13 protein-coding genes and 1 pseudogene are annotated in these 15,993 nt (G+C 37.7%); 10 read left to right on the top strand and 4 right to left on the bottom strand.

The features are described 5' to 3' along the window. Positions 1-11 precede the first annotated feature (11 nt). The 9 genes from ACFVS2_RS07965 to ACFVS2_RS07925 all read left to right on the top strand — a co-directional run bounded on the left by ACFVS2_RS07965 (position 12) and on the right by ACFVS2_RS07925 (position 11,879). Positions 12-2,081, top strand: coding sequence for an ATP-dependent nuclease (locus ACFVS2_RS07965; RefSeq protein WP_390232878.1), 2,070 nt, complete (start codon positions 12-14; stop codon positions 2,079-2,081). Further along, positions 2,066-3,754 carry a UvrD-helicase domain-containing protein gene (locus ACFVS2_RS07960; protein ID WP_390232877.1) on the top strand — a complete coding sequence of 563 codons (1,689 nt, stop codon included), beginning with the start codon at positions 2,066-2,068 and terminating at the stop codon, positions 3,752-3,754. Before ACFVS2_RS07965 ends, ACFVS2_RS07960 begins: the two co-directional genes overlap by 16 nt. Positions 3,755-4,354: 600 nt before the next feature. Next, entirely contained in the window at positions 4,355-5,119 is a 765-nt protein-coding gene (locus tag ACFVS2_RS07955) for an ABC-three component system protein (protein ID WP_390232875.1), read from the top strand. Beyond that, complete coding sequence (locus ACFVS2_RS07950; protein WP_390232873.1) at positions 5,116-5,343, top strand: ABC-three component system middle component 7; 228 nt, start codon at positions 5,116-5,118, stop codon at positions 5,341-5,343. Before ACFVS2_RS07955 ends, ACFVS2_RS07950 begins: the two co-directional genes overlap by 4 nt. Next, positions 5,337-6,938 carry a DUF2326 domain-containing protein gene (locus tag ACFVS2_RS07945; RefSeq protein WP_390232871.1) on the top strand — a complete coding sequence of 534 codons (1,602 nt, stop codon included), beginning with the start codon at positions 5,337-5,339 and terminating at the stop codon, positions 6,936-6,938. Before ACFVS2_RS07950 ends, ACFVS2_RS07945 begins: the two co-directional genes overlap by 7 nt. A gap of 262 nt (positions 6,939-7,200) precedes the next feature. Further along, positions 7,201-7,509: a hypothetical protein gene (locus ACFVS2_RS07940; protein ID WP_390232869.1), complete on the top strand. Its 309-nt coding sequence runs from the start codon at positions 7,201-7,203 to the stop codon at positions 7,507-7,509. A 713-nt stretch (positions 7,510-8,222) separates the two neighbouring features. Then, positions 8,223-8,699 carry a hypothetical protein gene (locus tag ACFVS2_RS07935; RefSeq protein ID WP_390232867.1) on the top strand — a complete coding sequence of 159 codons (477 nt, stop codon included), beginning with the start codon at positions 8,223-8,225 and terminating at the stop codon, positions 8,697-8,699. A 307-nt stretch (positions 8,700-9,006) separates the two neighbouring features. After that, entirely contained in the window at positions 9,007-10,857 is a 1,851-nt protein-coding gene (locus ACFVS2_RS07930) for an AAA family ATPase (RefSeq protein WP_390232865.1), read from the top strand. Beyond that, positions 10,857-11,879, top strand: a complete 1,023-nt coding sequence (locus ACFVS2_RS07925) for a hypothetical protein (RefSeq protein ID WP_390232863.1) — start codon at positions 10,857-10,859, stop codon at positions 11,877-11,879. The genes ACFVS2_RS07930 and ACFVS2_RS07925 overlap by 1 nt, the downstream gene beginning before the upstream one ends. A gap of 315 nt (positions 11,880-12,194) precedes the next feature. On the opposite strand, the pseudogene ACFVS2_RS07920 reads toward ACFVS2_RS07925, so the two are convergent. Together ACFVS2_RS07920 and ACFVS2_RS07915 are read right to left on the bottom strand one after the other, a co-directional pair. Continuing rightward, positions 12,195-12,500 (bottom strand): annotated as a pseudogene (locus ACFVS2_RS07920) (LysR family transcriptional regulator substrate-binding protein); the annotation flags it as partial. Between the two features lie 47 nt (positions 12,501-12,547). Next, positions 12,548-13,543 carry a DGQHR domain-containing protein gene (locus ACFVS2_RS07915; RefSeq protein WP_390232861.1) on the bottom strand — a complete coding sequence of 332 codons (996 nt, stop codon included), beginning with the start codon at positions 13,541-13,543 and terminating at the stop codon, positions 12,548-12,550. Between the two features lie 141 nt (positions 13,544-13,684). On the opposite strand from ACFVS2_RS07915, the gene ACFVS2_RS07910 reads away from it, so the two are divergent. Next, on the top strand, positions 13,685-14,029 hold the full coding sequence (locus ACFVS2_RS07910) for a helix-turn-helix domain-containing protein (protein WP_390232859.1): 345 nt from the start codon (positions 13,685-13,687) through the stop codon (positions 14,027-14,029). 50 nt (positions 14,030-14,079) lie between these two features. Here the strand turns inward: ACFVS2_RS07910 and ACFVS2_RS07905 are convergent, their stop codons facing one another. Beyond that, on the bottom strand, positions 14,080-14,562 hold the full coding sequence (locus ACFVS2_RS07905; protein ID WP_390232857.1) for a YhjD family protein: 483 nt from the start codon (positions 14,560-14,562) through the stop codon (positions 14,080-14,082). Beyond that, positions 14,559-15,797 (bottom strand): DNA polymerase IV, encoded by a 1,239-nt coding sequence (locus tag ACFVS2_RS07900; RefSeq protein ID WP_390232855.1) that lies wholly within the window; start codon positions 15,795-15,797, stop codon positions 14,559-14,561. The genes ACFVS2_RS07905 and ACFVS2_RS07900 overlap by 4 nt, the downstream gene beginning before the upstream one ends. Positions 15,798-15,993: the final 196 nt, after the last annotated feature.

Here is a 15,993-nt window from a genome sequence, read left to right as displayed (position 1 = left end):
GAGATTCTGAATTGTACATTTCTAAAATTAATATAGAGAATTATCGAAGCTTTAAAGGAGCGAATAATATTGTAGATTTTAGTGAAGGAGTCAATGTAATCATTGGTCATAATAACTCAGGGAAATCCAACGTACTAAAAGCACTTGATCTAGTCTTAAACTTTGGATCATCTAAAAAGTTATCCATTGATGATTTTAATAAAGAAGTGAGTATACAGGAGTTAAAAGCACAATCCCCTAAAGTTTCAATTACGGTGACCTTTTCTGAATCTGAAAACGAAGTTGAATATTCCGAGGACTTAATAACAGTGGCCACGTGGCTAACTGAACTGAAGAGCCCTTATCAAGCACAATTAACTTATGTATTCTATTTGCCTGAAAAGGAAGAAGCGGAATATAGAAGAGTGTTATCTAACATTATATCTGATGATATTGAGCAGTATTGGTTAGTAATTAAACATAACTTTTTGAGAAAATATAAGAGCAACATCTATGGAGGAAATCCAGATTATAAACAAGTTGCAGATTCAGAAAGTTTGAAGAAAATTGATTTTCAATTTTTGGATGCTATAAGGGATGTTGAACGTGATCTTTTTACGGGCAAGAATACCTTACTACGAGAAGTCATTGATTTCTTTATGGATTACGAAATAAAGAATGATAATACCAAAGATAAAGTGCAACAACAGCAAGCTATAGATCAATTAAAAAAGGAATTTTCTGCTCGTGCATCTGAATTGATCAAAACTTTGCAACTAAGAATGGAACATGGGAAGAAGGAGATGCTTAGTTACGCAAATAATACTGGAGCATCATTTGGAAATGCAGAACCAGATTTTGATGGTCATATTATGGATACAGAATTGTACTCAGCTTTAAGATTAATTGTTAAATATCAAACAGGCATATCTATTCCTGCTACACATAATGGGTTGGGATACAACAACTTAATATTCATGTCTTTACTATTAGCAAAAATGCAGAAAGATGCTTCGGGTGATTATCTTGGAAGTAATGCGAAGATTTTTCCCATCCTAGTAATAGAGGAGCCTGAAGCACATCTACATCCTGCTATGCAGTACAAGTTTTTGAAGTTTATAAGAGATAATATAAAGGAAAAGGCTCGACAAGTTTTTGTTACAACACATTCACCGAATATTACCGCGGCAGTTAGTTTAGATGAAATCATCTGTCTCCATCGTAGAGATGATAATACTTTAAATGTTGGGTATTTAGGCAAAGCTTTTGGTAATGATCTAAAATCCAAAGCGTATGTACAGCGTTTTTTAGATTCCACAAAATGTGACATGTTGTTTGCTAAGGGCATAGTCCTTGTTGAGGGAATTACTGAACAATTAAATATGTCTATATTTGCTCAATATGAAGGCTATGATTTAGAGAGCAGCCACATATCGGTAATAAATATAGCTGGTCGCTATTTTGAACATTTTCTTAAGCTTTTCGACTCGAATAGCAAATATACCATTCACAAAAAAGTTGCCTGCATTACAGACCTTGATCCCGTTAGGAAAGAAAGTATAGAGGATGCGAGTTTTGAAAAATGTTATCCATATGAGCTAGATCACGATATGACAAAATACATTTATAATTCATGTTCAAATAATTTGGTAGAAAAATACCCATTTGATTCTCAAAAGCAAGGTCCAAAAGCAAATGTTGCTTGTTTTTCACAAAAAATTGGTCAAGGAAAAACATTTGAATATGAACTTGCGTATAGCAATCCTAGTTGCAAGTTGATACTCACCGAATCAATTTCTAATTTGAAGGAACTCACGGACTTGGTTGATTATTATAAACAAGGGAAAACATTAGATCAGATGCTCGAGTTACTTGGAAAGAGAGGGAAAGAAAACCCAAGAATTGCTGAAAGCATTAAGAAGTATGTTGGTTCAGATAATAGAGAACACTTGATTGCATCAAGATACTTAAATTCAATTCATAAGGGTGAGAATGCTTATGAATTAACAGTAGCTTTAGAAGACAACTTTCGGAAGGAAAATAACGCTAAATTCAAAGTGCCAACTTATATTAAGGATGCGATAGTATGGGTGTGCAGTTAGTCAACTCTGATTCTAAAATTGATATTGAAAAACATTTTAAGGTTACTGCTGGTCCAGGAGCCGGTAAAACAAAGTTCTTAATAAGTCATCTAAAGAATGCTCTTCATAATTCAAATCGTTTAGGGCGGAACAGAAAAATTGCTTGTATTACATATACAAATGTAGGAGTAGAGACTATTGTACAGAGACTTGGCGATGACGTTGACCATGTAGAGGTTAGTACGATACATAGTTTTCTCTTTTCGCATATTGTTAAACCATATCTGCACTTAATTAGTGACAAGCATGGGATCAATCATTTGAAAGTAGACTCTCCCTACGAACATATAGTCTCAAATGGTTATTTTAGAAAAACTGATTTGGGTATGAAAAATATACAAGAGCAAGAAATGAAAAATATATTCTGGTTTATTGAAGGTGACTCGTGCAAATTGCATATACGAAAAAGAAAAAGTGATTTTCATAAGAGTCTACTTAAATATAAAAAAATGTTTTGGGCAAAGGGGATTATACATTACGAGGATGTATTGGCTTTTTCCTGGGAGATTTTAAATTCATTTACAGAAGTTCTTCGTATTATACGTTCTAAATTCCCGTATTTCTTCATTGATGAATTTCAAGATACTAATCCGATCCAAACTGAGATTATTAAACTGATAGCTGAAAAAGAAACAGTTGTAGGGGTTATCGGAGATAAAGCTCAATCCATATATGAGTTCCAAGGTGCAGATGTTAAGCAATTTGATGATTTTGTATTGCAGGAAATGGTAATTTACAAAATGGAAGATAACCATCGCAGTACTGCAAGTATAATAAATCTACTAAATGGAATTAGAAAAGATATTGTTCAAAGAAGCCCGGACAAAAAAACGGGGAGTCTTCCGTGTATTATCATTGGCGAACCTTTGCGGACGTTAAAACATGTACAGGATATTATGAATGGTGAAGATGTTATAACCCTTTCCTACTCAAATATCATGGCAAATTCCATTAGAAATAACAAAAATATTGAAGATGGACAGAAGTGGACGCTAATTGATGAAGCATTTGTTGATTCAAATCCTGATCGAAGAAAAGTATTGATATCAATTATTAAGAGTATTGAGTACGCACGGCTAGATCATTATAAGGATGCGATAAAAGAAATTAGTAGGCATTTGAGATTAACTGATGATCATAATGGTCAAAAGACCGCGTTAATGTTGATTAAGATAATGTTGAATGAATATAGTAGCTATAGCGATAAAACTTTATGGGAATTTTACTGTAGGTTAAATGAAACAGGGTTTTTTGATATCCCAAAGATAAGGGAAAGTAAGGAGGATAAAGCCCCATCATCAATTGAAGAGTATTATAAAAATACGATTTATTCCAGTATTGCTTTGCGTGTCAAGATAGCTGAAGATGATAGTTTACATCGCACAATTCATAAAGCCAAAGGCAGCGAGTTTGATAATGTACTAGTAATTGTTAAAGGGAAGGATGGTTACAAGTATAATGAAAAGCGAGATTTGGGATTCCTATTAAATCCCGATATAGATGGTAACGAAGATCATAGGGTAAACTATGTAGCTTGTAGTAGAGCGAAAAAAAATTTGTTTATTTGCGTGCCGGAGATATCAGAAAAAACAAATAAGGAGTTATCAGCAAAGTTTATAGTGAAAAAGTTATGATTGAATCTTATGGTTTTATGACCATTACAGATAAGCAATCAGAGGTTGTCGAGTATATTTGCTATTCTGAAGAGCTTTTATAAGATAAAACAGGCAGTGTGGTGAAGAATGCAATTTAACGAAATCCCCTGAATTTATGGAGAGGTAAGAAGAATTAAGCGAAAACGGAATTCGTAAAATTGAGGAGCCAAAGATTAATAAAGATTCTGTAGAGATTTTGACGTTTGCTGGTCGTATTATTGGGACCATGTCAAGTGAATGGATGACGAGGCGAAACATACCGGATAGCTCATGGATCTTACAGATCACTTACGACAGAAAGAAATCGAATAAATTACAGATTCGATAAACGATTGGAACGATCGTTATGGTGATGCAAATAATAGGAGATCGATCTTGGGAATGAAAGATCCGTCTAGTATAGCAGTGTTTTGTGTTTAATTATCTAAATCAGGGTTTGACAAGATGTGGCCAATCTATTTCTACAGGGACTCCTATGAACTGTTTTAAGATGGATGATTATATTGGATCAGAAATATTAAAAAGAGTAATGGAGTAGTAATATGAGATTATATTATTTCCAATGATTTGAGGTGCAAAATGCAGGACAATAGAAGGACTCCTACTGAAAATGAAAATCTAATCCTCTTTTCCGAGGTGGAAGGAATATGTCCTTTATGTGCTAAGAGTCTTATATATACAAAAGGTGGTAAGCAATACAAAATTTTTGAAGGAGCCCATATTTATCCTTTAAATCCAAGTGCCCATGAAAGTGCAATTTTAAAAGATGAAGAAAAATTGAGTGACGATGTGAATGATATAAATAATTTTATCGCTCTTTGCCGAGATTGCCATAGAAAATTTGATAACCCAAGAACAGTGGAAGAGTACCGAAAATTACAATCAATAAAGAAGAAGTTAATAATTAAAAATGAGAACAGAAAACAATTTTCAAGTTATCAAATTGAAATCGAAATAAAGTCCATTTTATTGAAATTGGCTAATGATGATGATTGGAGTCTTGAACCGGAAGAACTTAGTCTCGATGCAATAAAAGTGGATGAAAAGGCAAATAAAACGTTAACGAGATTGACAAAAAGAAAGATAAAGTCAGATGTAGCGGAATATTATTTATTTATAAAAGAGCAGTTTGCTGAGCTAGATAAAACGAATGCAGATACATTTGAAACCATTGCTACTCAGGTAAAAGCATTTTATATGGTGCTGAAAAAGGCTGGTCATACACAAGAAGACATATACCAAAATTTATCGGAATGGTTAAGCAAAAAAACAGAAAGCAGTTCTATAGAGGCTTGCAAAATTGTGATTTCATTTTTTGTGCAGAATTGTGAGGTGTTCTCATGATTGTTCCAAACAAAGTAATATCTTTTCAGGAATCGATTATTAATAAAATGCTTATTATTTTGGAACAATTACGCAGAAACGAGCATTATAAAGTAGCCGATTTATTTTTGGAACATGGACGTAAGTTTGAAGGAATTGAAGAATTCGTCTACGCTCTCGACGTATTGTTCTTGTTAGATGAAATTGATCTTGACGTAGAGAGTGGGGTCATTAAGATATGTTAAAACAAATTCGATGTGATGTATTTAGACAAAAGACGATCATTTTTCACGATGGTTTAAATGTGGTGTTAGGAGATAATCAAGGTTCGAATTCAATCGGAAAATCTTCATTATTAATGATCATTGATTTTATTTTTGGTGGTACTTCGTATACTGATCATAACAGCGATGTAGTCAGGGAATTGGGTGACCATCAATTTGAATTTGTCTTTGAATTTAACAATGAGAAATTTTTCTTTATAAGAGGCACTGCCAATCCAAAGGATGTGTATGAAAGTAACGAAAATTTCGATAAACTGAAAACCATATCATTAGGAGAATACTTGATATTTTTAAAAAATAAATATCCATTGCCCTCTGAACACATATCTTTTCGGGCTGCAGTAAGCTTATTTTCACGAATATGGGGGAAACACAATTTGGATGTAAAAAGACCTCTCCATACGTTCCCCAAAGAAAAAAACGCTGACACCGTGGTAAGATTTCTTCTCATGTTTAATGCTTATGACAACATCATTTCGGGAGAAAAAAAGTTAAAACTGCTTAAAGATTCACGTCTTACTCTTAATAAAGCGGGTAAATACGAGTATGTACCGAAGATTACCAAAACGAGGTATGAAAAAAATCTTTTAGAGAAGACGCAAATTGAAGAGAAGATATCAAGTATTAAAGATAATATTTATAAGGTCGCGCTGAACTTAAGCGAGCTTGTTTCAGAGGAATTATTCAGATTACAAGAGGAAAAGAATAAATTAATAAGGGAACGCGATCATTTTAGGGCTAGATTAAATCGTGTTAATAAAAATTTTAAGAATAAACATGCGGATCAAAAATTCGAAAAGTTAGTTGAATTCTTTCCCAATGTTAACTTAGATAAATTGAAAAATATTGAAACATTTCATGAAAATATAACCAAAATTCTTACCGAAGAATTAAAGAAGGAAAAAAAGCAACTTGAATTAGAAATCAATTATTTTGACGAGCAAATTACTAAGATCGATTTTAAAATGGATGCTCTTCTTAGTAATGATGGGCAATCCAATCATTTGATTGAGCATATGTTCGATTTATCTACAAGACTTAAGAGTATCGAAATTGAAAACAACATGTATTTGAAGTCGCAGCATATTAAAAACGATATAGAAACAACTGAAAATGATATTAGCGAAAATAAGAAACAAAGCTTAATTAAGGTAAACGATTTGGTAAACACTGAATTGGTTAGAATTAATGATAATATTCATAGCGATAAAAGACGTGCTCCCCAGTTGGCATTGGATGAAAAGGATTACGAATATAAGGTCTTTGATAACACAGGAACAGGGAAGGCGTATACAAATTTATTTATTTTAGATCTTGCAGTGTTTGAAATTACTAAACTTCCTATTCTTATCCACGACTCCATATTATTCAAAAACATTGAAGATAAAGTTGTTGAAAACATAATTAATATCTACAACGAACACTCATCTAGACAAATTTTCATTGCTATTGACACTATCAATAGATACTCTGAAGAAACACAAAAAATTCTGAAGGAACATAAAGTGATTTCGTTATCGAAAGACCTTCTGTTATTTATTAAAGACTGGCGTTAATTGCTGGTTTCTTAAAAAATAAACAAGGAATACAAGCAAAAGTGATAAAAGCAACGCATCTCAAGCTGCCGTAACGGCAGCTTTTGCATGGGATTCAATTATGTGATGCCCTTACCTTAGATAGTTTTGTTACCTGGTTAAGAGGATGTCATGCCCTCATCGCCGAGGCCCAATTACTGTATACTTTAGTCCGATTTGGTTTATTGATCACGGCCTTCGAGCGAATTTTTCTGTTTAGCTAAACCTAGAGAAGTTTGTATATATGACCGCTTTAATAGGTGATCGAATAATAGATGCATCTGATAACTCCACTTTCCATGCAGCCGGCAGATTTTATTTGCGTGCTTTAAAGTCCTATGAGGACAATTGCGACGGGGAAGTGGTTGGACGAATTAAAAATCGAACTCCTGCTTCGTGGCTTGCCAAAGTGAGCGAGTGGCCGTCGGGAGAACAGATTGACGGCTCCATCTATCCTGACGGCCGTATATCTCTTAGAAGCCAAATGGCATGCAGACCCGCTATCAGTATCGACATTTTATCAGTTGTTCAAGGGCAAGCGAAGGAAAGTTGACTGGCATCCGCAGAGGACGCCGTTGATGCTCTTGTCCATGGCAAGGCGCTCAACATTATTTTGTTCGACGGACGTGACTTGGACGCGGCGATCTGTCGTGGTATCGGATTCAAGAATATTCTAAAACTCAAGCTCCGCAAGGCAGATGAGGAGGGTGCAATTTATTTCCCCTCCGAGGGTGAACTTGTCACCGCCAAAAAGAAGCCGTCGAGATCGACCATCTTAAATTCGATCCGACAACAGGGGGGCTTGGCCACGCAACTTGTCGATGCAGTTGAAGCAGATCTTTTAATCGTGTGCGAAGGTGACACTGATCGTGTGGTAACTGCTACGTTGTCTGAGCGGATCTTAGGGAATGCCTGCTCAATCGATCGATCAAAATTATAGTCGCTATGGGAAAGAGTACAATTCCTCGTGTGGCCAACTCGCTTTGGAATACTTTCTATTCTGTTTCTAAAGTATCCTCAAGTGAAATGATGGAACACTTTTCGTAAGGTGAACGTATATAAGGATTTACTTAAGGATCATATAGAGGTGTAAACGCATTGAGTTAACGGGTACGATAGTGGAACAAACACAAATAGATGTGCAGGAATAATAAAGTTCTAGACTGGGTCCAAGTTAAACTACCGGGCAGTTTAGCACAACATTAATGTATAATGATTTTTATATATTGATATATTGTCATTGGGAAACAGGTGGTGTGAACGAAGGTGGCAAACAACAAAAGAACGATAGTAATTTGCAATGATGTGGGTCTTTATTTTGACGCTCTGACACGTGGTAAGCATTACGAAGTTTTAGCTGAGGACGAAGCAAAAGAACAGATAAGGGTTGTTGGTGACAATAACCGAGCTAGATGGTTTAGAAAGTATTATTTCGTACCTGACGGGAGTAGTGTACCAGTATTCGTTAACTGGACGTTTGACGATACGATTCAAGATTCAAGTGAAGAATCTTTAGAACATATTGAGGTCACAGTCACCTTTAGTGAAGGTGACAAGAGATGGTGTTCCCTTTGCACTAAGGCTGGATTGTTGGATTACATTGAGCGGAACATGGGCGATAATGCTTTCTTAATAGAGAATCAGGTAATTGTGAATAACTTTTCAAAAGAAGTAGTCAATGACGCATTAAAGCGATTAGACCAACAAAATCAACTACTAAGTTCAACCAAACCGTTCAACTAACGGGATCGATAGTTAAATGAGGCAGTCTACAACTTTATTATTCAGTTAGATCCGTCGATAGCTTCATTCTGACGTATAGTCTAAAACTAATTTTCTAATACCTGGTGACTAAGTAGACTGGGACTCCTAGTAACATAAGGGGTTCCGGTCTAAAACTTTATTATTACTGAACAGGTACGTCAATACCTCTTTTAAGATGTGGAATGCCACTGCGATATAAGAACATTGTTATGCCAAATGTCGAATAATGGAGGGAAGTGCGGAGGGACGTCGAATAAGTTCCGAGATAAGCTGGAGGTGTGTTTAAGTGCAATGTGTATTCTTCTGGGTGAAGAAACATCGAAATTACGTTGGGCAAGGTTTTAATTTTGGAGGGCCGCTGCGTTTTCATTTTGACGAAGAATTGAAAAAGATGATTGTAAATTCTTCGCCTTTTCATATAGAGGATTTTTTTGTTCCTGACGTGCGCGAAGGAAAGGAGTCATCCGCTTCGACGATCACAAATGTCACCGCAATTATCGGAGAGAATGGAACGGGCAAATCCAGTCTTTTGGAATATATAATCAGACTTTTTATCTCCAAGGAAAATCGGGAGGAGAGCGAGTCCGATCATTTGATCGTTTTTCAAAATACGGAACAATTTATCGTGTACCATTCTCCGTCTTTACAATTTGAGCTTATCAATTCGTTGAAGGTGGAGGTTGTTAAGCGACCGCTGACAGATCTTAATCAGGAGCAGCTGCCTTTGCCTGTGTATTTTTCCAATATCTTTGATACTAGACGGATGCCGGGTTCCATGCAATTAATCGATATTTCGACAAATCGGTTTATAGAAGGATATTTCGAAAGTGAAGAACAGCGGGGCTTAAGTGGATATCATATGGAGGAAACTGAACGACAGCTTCGATTTATAAAAAGTAGGAGAGACAAGCACGCGGATAATATCTCGTTCAAACTTCCAGAGAAGATTACTGTGTCTGTCAAGGAACCGGAGGCGGCGTTTTTGGCGTTTGAAGGACGAAAGCAGGCTTCTCAGCATTTTGGAAATTATATACGGAAGTGCAGAAACGAGCTGACTTCTTTTTACGATGAATATCAGATACCAAAGAAATTACAGTACGAGTTGGCTTCGAGGGTCTTGGACCATGTATTACAAGAGAGGCATTTTTTTCGGCAACAGGATGTATTGGGGAAATTAAATGCTGTCGCTTTACAGGTCGAATCTCAGTTGTCCAATCAGAGAGACTTAGAGCAACTCGAGGGGCATGAATTATTAAATACAAAGCTTGCAATACTAATTGAGCATGTCCAAAAGATGGTGAATCCTAACAATCTAATGTACAGATCTCTTTACCATAGCTACGAGCTGCTAAAACTGATTTCGGAAATGAATGCGGATGTGCTGGAGCAAGAACGTACATTTGAACTACCGGTGACTGATGAGAGAAAAACACTGGAGAGGCTAATTAATCATTACCATTTATCAGTTCGATTTGACAGCTACTTGCAATTTAAATGGCCAGGACTCAGTTCAGGAGAATTGGCACTACTCAATCTGTATACTCGATTTTATCAAATTCGAAATTCTGTGAACAGATGGGGAGGAAGTCAAAGTGTTATGGTCCTGATTGATGAGGGAGAGGCGATGTTTCATCCTCAATGGCAAAAGCAGCTTGTTTTAAATCTGGTCACGTTTTTGTCCGATATATTTCAGGGCAAGCAGATCCAAATAGTGCTGACGTCAAATTCGCCGTTTATTGCGTCGGACTTACCGAAAACGAACGTCATTTTTCTGAAAAATGTGGATGGAAAAACCGTCAGCATTAATGAGCTGGATGACCAGCATCAAACATTTGCAGCGAATATCCATACGCTTCTCGCACATTCTTTTTTCCTGCAAGATGGCCTTATCGGTATGTTTGCACGTAAAAAAATCAATGAAGTTATCGACCTACTGGTGAACCAGGGAAGGGAAGAGGTCATGGCGAGAAAGCGTGAGATAGAAGCGATAATTTCCATCATTGGTGAGCCGCTGATTAAAACGAAGCTAATCCAGCTGCTGCAGGAAAAGATAGCGTTACACGGCCTATCTCTGGAAGAGCGAGTGGCTGCGCTCGAAGAGAGGCTATTGAAGAAGGACGGTGGAGGCAGAAGCTAATGATTAGAATTCAACATCCTCGGCTTGATGAATGGGCCATGTCCCTGTATCATGATTTTTTCGTTAAAGATGGCTACGAAGCTAAACTTCAAGCTTGCGCTAACGATCCCATCTGGACCCCAGATCAAGCGGATTTTCTGCGCTATCTACTTGCACGGGGGGAAGCAGTCGTTGCTGGAAGGCCGTATCGGCTTGCCTCAATAGTTGATCATATCAAAAGGACGTATAAAGGGAAGCGCAAAATTTTCAATGTCGTGGTAGACCGTAAAACCAAGAAATGCAGGCTGAAAACGGCACTGCAAGACATTTATAACTACGGAACTTTTTCATCAAACGACCGTTTGAAGTGGGGCGCCTATTATTTAACCGAAAGGCTCCAGGTGACTGTTTGTCCCTATTGTAACAGACAGTTTACGACGACATACCATTCCAAGGAGGGGCGCACACGACCTCAACTAGACCATTTTTATGATAAGGCGACTCATCCATATTTGGCCGTTTCGTTCTTTAACTTGATTCCGTCCTGTTATGTGTGCAACGCGAATTTAAAGGGAAAAAAACTCTTTACCCTTCAAACGCACATGCACCCTTATGAAGAAGGGTTTGGTGAGCGCCGCAAATTTGGAATCGAATTCAAAGCAAAAACGAATGAGGCTATTGATTATGTCGGTATTTTTGAAGGCAAATGGGACGGTTTTAAAATTGCGTTTCGTGATGACCCCACTTTGGACAAGCAGCACCCTTATTGGATACGGGCGAACAATAACTGCAATGTGTTTAAAATTAAAGAATTTTATAATGAACATAAAGATTATGCTTCGGATCTCATTTTGAAAGCTAGAGTCTATAATGACGAGCATATCAGACAATTAATGTCTAGCTTTCCTGAACTGTTTCCAACTGAAGCTGATGTCGTTAGGCTGATTTCCGGAGCACCGATGAAAGAGGAGGAGTACCCTAGGCGGACATTATCCAAGTTGACTATGGATTTGATCGATGATTTGAAGCTCCGCTTCGTTTAGCTTGTCATCCTACAAGACAAGAATCAATTTCGATTTGAGAAATTAAATTACTCTTAGTACTTACAATTGTATGGCTTGGATTTTATCGGATGTAACCATCATAAATAAAGGCTGTCGGAATACGGCAGTCTCTGCTTAACTAACCGACAGGATAGTTTAACCAGTACCCTATACTTAACTCAAGTTTGGGTTGAAAGTGGCAAACAAAATCGTGTGTCGATTTATGTTGTTATCCTTTACCCTATTCCGTCAATGAAAGTTGCAATGAAGAAAAGTCCAAGCTATTTATCATGCGTGGACATAAGAGCAGCATGATTAATTTGTCGGTTTGGATAAGGCCTCAAAATAATCTACAACGACCTCCCGGAATTCTAGAGCAGCTCCCGAAATGTAGCGACTCCTGTGCCGTAAAAAAACTATTTCACATATTAATTCGTGATTCTCTACTTGGAGATATTTCATTTGTTCCCGCGAATCCCTTGCCGTGCTTGGTATGAAGGCTATGCCAATTTCTGCTTCTACAAGAGTGATTAGTCTTGCAGCTTCATCGCCCTCATACACATATTTAGGGGAAAATCCAACCGATTTGCAGATTAAGTCCACTAAAGCGCGAGTATTGTAGACGATTACATGCAAGAGCCCAGAGCCTTGTTTCTGGGCTCTTAGCGTCAACCGATCATTTGCTCTAATAACTCCGAGGCTAGCGTTCTAGAACCACTCAAACCCTTTACATACTTCAATGGCCCCTCACTCGACCATTCGATCCCCTTAAGTTTCTTAATATGACGTGCAGCTGCAGTAAGATCGACTTGTTTACGGGTTTCCTGTATGCAGGTAGCAAGAACTTGGGAACCTGCGATTGATAGAGCATCTAAGCATACAATATGTGTTAAGCGTTGGCCTTTATAGTCCATCCATTCTGAAGGGAACAATTCCTTCATTGTAGAGAAATAAAATGTGGCAAGAGAAAGCTTTTCCTCTTTTGTGAAGACACTTAGTTTTTGATTTTTAAACAACAAGCTTAATGTTCGGTATAAGTTTTGAAGTGTAATATGCCTGCTTTTGTTACGTTTGCCGAGGATACTTCCATTATTATGGAAGGGGCTACCGCTCTGGATTAAGAGCTGTGTTGCAACCCAACTAAGTTCATCAGAATCTCTACGTAAATATTTACTTAATGAGGAGCCTATGCCTTTAGCTTTTGTATTAATCGTATCAAAAAGCCTAATCTCCTCATCTTCATCGAGATAATGAAAGGAAAGGAACGGGATGTTTAAATCCGAATTTGTTTCTTGAATGTACCGCTTTATACCACCTAAACGATGTTGCCCATCCATTAAAGAGGCCTTACCTTTACAGATTAGACGACCATATGCCGGTCGAGCACGATCGTAACAAACAAACTCCCATTTCGATGCAGCGTTGAGTAGGATAGGTGTGAAAAGTGCATCTTCTCCTTTTGAAAGATAAATCGCAAAATCGTGGCTTCTTTTTTGATCGACAGGCCTTTGATATCCTTTACCCGACGGATCATCATATGGCTTTACATAATACAACCCCATTATGGTTGATGCAGATATATTACCCTGATAGGCAATTTTACCTCTGATTTTACTGACTAGAACATTCTCTATAACTACTTGATTTGGAAGTGTTGTGTCCATATTTCATTCTCCTGTAATGACTATAGTATCTTGGTAACAACAATAATAGTTTTTATAAGATCTAAAATCAATTGGTTTTATATGTTATGACTATATTTAATTGCCTGCATGACTTGCCTACTCTTTAAGAGAGGTGGTTTTATGGCAGGGTTAATTAATCAAATCGGGAAACAAATACGTATTCTTCGAAAAAATCGTGGACTTACACAAGAGCAGTTGGGAGAGAAAGTAAAATTACCTCAGTCATATATCGGTGGTGTAGAGCGAGGGGAGAAGAACATCTCAATCGAAACCCTTGAGCGGTTCATTCTTGCTTTAAAAGTTAACCCTTCTGAGTTATTTGGAACGGAACTACCTTCTGATAAGGAAAAGATTCTGGACTTACTCAAAGTGTTACTTCAAAATCGTAGTTTAAAAGAAATAGAGATCATTTACAACCTATCCAAAGACGTGCTAAGCGCTTTTGATGCCAAAAATGCTGATTAGACTGCTTCAAAAAAGTGGTCTTAAACCGACCACTTTCCGCAGCCGTTGGTCTAGTTGTCGCTATTTCTGAACATATCGGAGACATATTTTGAAATTCGCATACTTATTTCTGCTCGTGCTACATCACGCACTATAGCGAAGGTATCCTCATAACCTCGACACACAAACCGATAGTACAGCGCGCTATCTATGCGTTCTTCTTGAAATACTTTAATATTTTTTGCCTTCAGTTTTTTCCTGACCTCACTTAGATCCAGATGGATTCGTGCCATCAATACTTGGGAAGCTTTGAGGTAAAGATTTTTCAATGAATAGGACGAGAGGCCGATTTCTGTACTGTTTTTATCGACTATCGTTAAGATCATCGGCAGAAGAACCGAATCCCTTATTAATTCAAGTTCTTCTTTGCTGGGCAACTCTGGTTTGACCGGCTCTTGTTGCTGATTCTTTCTGCTTAAATATTGTTCCCGGTGTTCTGGAAGCATCATTCGACTGGATTCCCATCGTCCATTATTCTGAAGTTTTTTACTCATCTATAGTGCCCTCCTATTTTCGCACTACGCTCTTGAGCTTGTGCTGCTCCCAATAAAGATGATGCGCGCAAAATCGCTGTGCTTCCGTAGCGATTCTTTATTTGATCTGTGGTGCCTTCTAGCCTTCTGTACCTTTCTCTATTACCGAAGAAGGAAAGTTGGTACTCATCATCACGGCTCAAATTTGATATCACTACTCCAAGTTTTCGAATCGGTTGTCCATCCCAATGGATATAAAACAACTTCCGAGCTACTTCAAACACCTCATTGGTGATATTGGTTGGATCGTCAATCGTGATTTGTCTAAAAAATCCCGTAGGTCTGTCAAAGTCAGCACCTTGAGCTCCTACGGATACCACTTTTCCCATGTAGCCTTTGGCACGACAACGGCGACAAACTTCTTCGCTTAACTCAAGCAGTATGACGTCGATATCCTCCTTATGGGAATAGTCACGCGGCAAAGTCATTTGATGTCCAACAGCTTGTTGATGATCATGTGTGCCTGGTGTAACTGCGCTTGGGTCTATGCCGTTCGCAGTTTGCCAATACAATTCAGCTTGTATATCACTATTTTTACCCATAACAAGTTTCATTCTACGTTTGAAATCACCAAGCGGAAGTTTGGCTATATCGCCAATTGTCGCAATGCCTATTCGGTTAAAGTGAGCCGTCATCCGTGAACCGACACCGAACATTTTGTTGATGGGCTGAGGCCATAACAGACTATCTATATCGCTTTTAGGAAGCGTGAAAATACCCGTTTCACTTTTTTTAGCCCATATGTCAGTTGCCATTTTCGCCAACATCTTCGTGGAACTTATACCCACCCTGATCCAAACACCGGTAGACATCATTACCTTGACTTGTATTCGTTTTGCAATTTCTTCTGGAGATCCAAAATAAGAAAGCGATCCGGTCACATCCAAAAATTGCTCGTCAATTGAAAACGGCTCAACTAAGTCTGTAAAGGATTCAAAGATCTCAGTAATCATTAGTGATACATCGATATAAGTCTGCATGCGAGGACGTATAACGACCGCATCAGGACATTTAGCGAGAGCCTGACCCAATGTTTCTGCCGTAGTTATTCCAAACTTTTTGGCCACAGGACATGCTGCTAAGACGATGCCCGATCTTCTGGCTGGATCTCCAGCCACAATAACGGGACTATTGCGATATTCTGGACGTGCTGCCTTTTCAACAGATGCATAAAATGATTGGCAATCTGCCAACATTATTACGGGCACCACAATGACACCCCCAAGTTAATGCGAAAGTACGTTCTTGTTATATGCCGAATGTACGTTCGTGATACAAGGGGTAAATCATCCAGTTCAGGTATTTTTTCCACCCCAATATTTTACTTCAAGCTTTCTATACAACAATGGTCCCAGAACTCCTGAATAGAGTTCTGGGACCATTGTATGCAAA

Origin of the sequence: Brevibacillus sp. NPDC058079, from assembly GCF_042885155.1 — a bacterium.
In the GTDB taxonomy this organism is placed as follows: domain Bacteria; phylum Bacillota; class Bacilli; order Brevibacillales; family Brevibacillaceae; genus Brevibacillus.
This window is presented reverse-complemented; position numbering and strand designations above follow the sequence as displayed.

Excerpts from the sequence above, each read along its gene's own strand:
- ACFVS2_RS07960 (WP_390232877.1), top strand. The coding sequence starts at position 2,066 with ATGGGTGTGCAGTTAGTCAACTCTGATTCTAAAATTGATATTGAAAAA.
- ACFVS2_RS07955 (WP_390232875.1), top strand. The coding sequence starts at position 4,355 with ATGCAGGACAATAGAAGGACTCCTACTGAAAATGAAAATCTAATCCTC.
- ACFVS2_RS07950 (WP_390232873.1), top strand. The coding sequence starts at position 5,116 with ATGATTGTTCCAAACAAAGTAATATCTTTTCAGGAATCGATTATTAAT.
- ACFVS2_RS07945 (WP_390232871.1), top strand. The coding sequence starts at position 5,337 with ATGTTAAAACAAATTCGATGTGATGTATTTAGACAAAAGACGATCATT.
- ACFVS2_RS07940 (WP_390232869.1), top strand. The coding sequence starts at position 7,201 with ATGACCGCTTTAATAGGTGATCGAATAATAGATGCATCTGATAACTCC.
- ACFVS2_RS07925 (WP_390232863.1), top strand. The coding sequence starts at position 10,857 with ATGATTAGAATTCAACATCCTCGGCTTGATGAATGGGCCATGTCCCTG.
- ACFVS2_RS07915 (WP_390232861.1), bottom strand. The coding sequence starts at position 13,543 with ATGGACACAACACTTCCAAATCAAGTAGTTATAGAGAATGTTCTAGTC.
- ACFVS2_RS07910 (WP_390232859.1), top strand. The coding sequence starts at position 13,685 with ATGGCAGGGTTAATTAATCAAATCGGGAAACAAATACGTATTCTTCGA.
- ACFVS2_RS07905 (WP_390232857.1), bottom strand. The coding sequence starts at position 14,562 with ATGAGTAAAAAACTTCAGAATAATGGACGATGGGAATCCAGTCGAATG.
- ACFVS2_RS07900 (WP_390232855.1), bottom strand. The coding sequence starts at position 15,797 with ATGTTGGCAGATTGCCAATCATTTTATGCATCTGTTGAAAAGGCAGCA.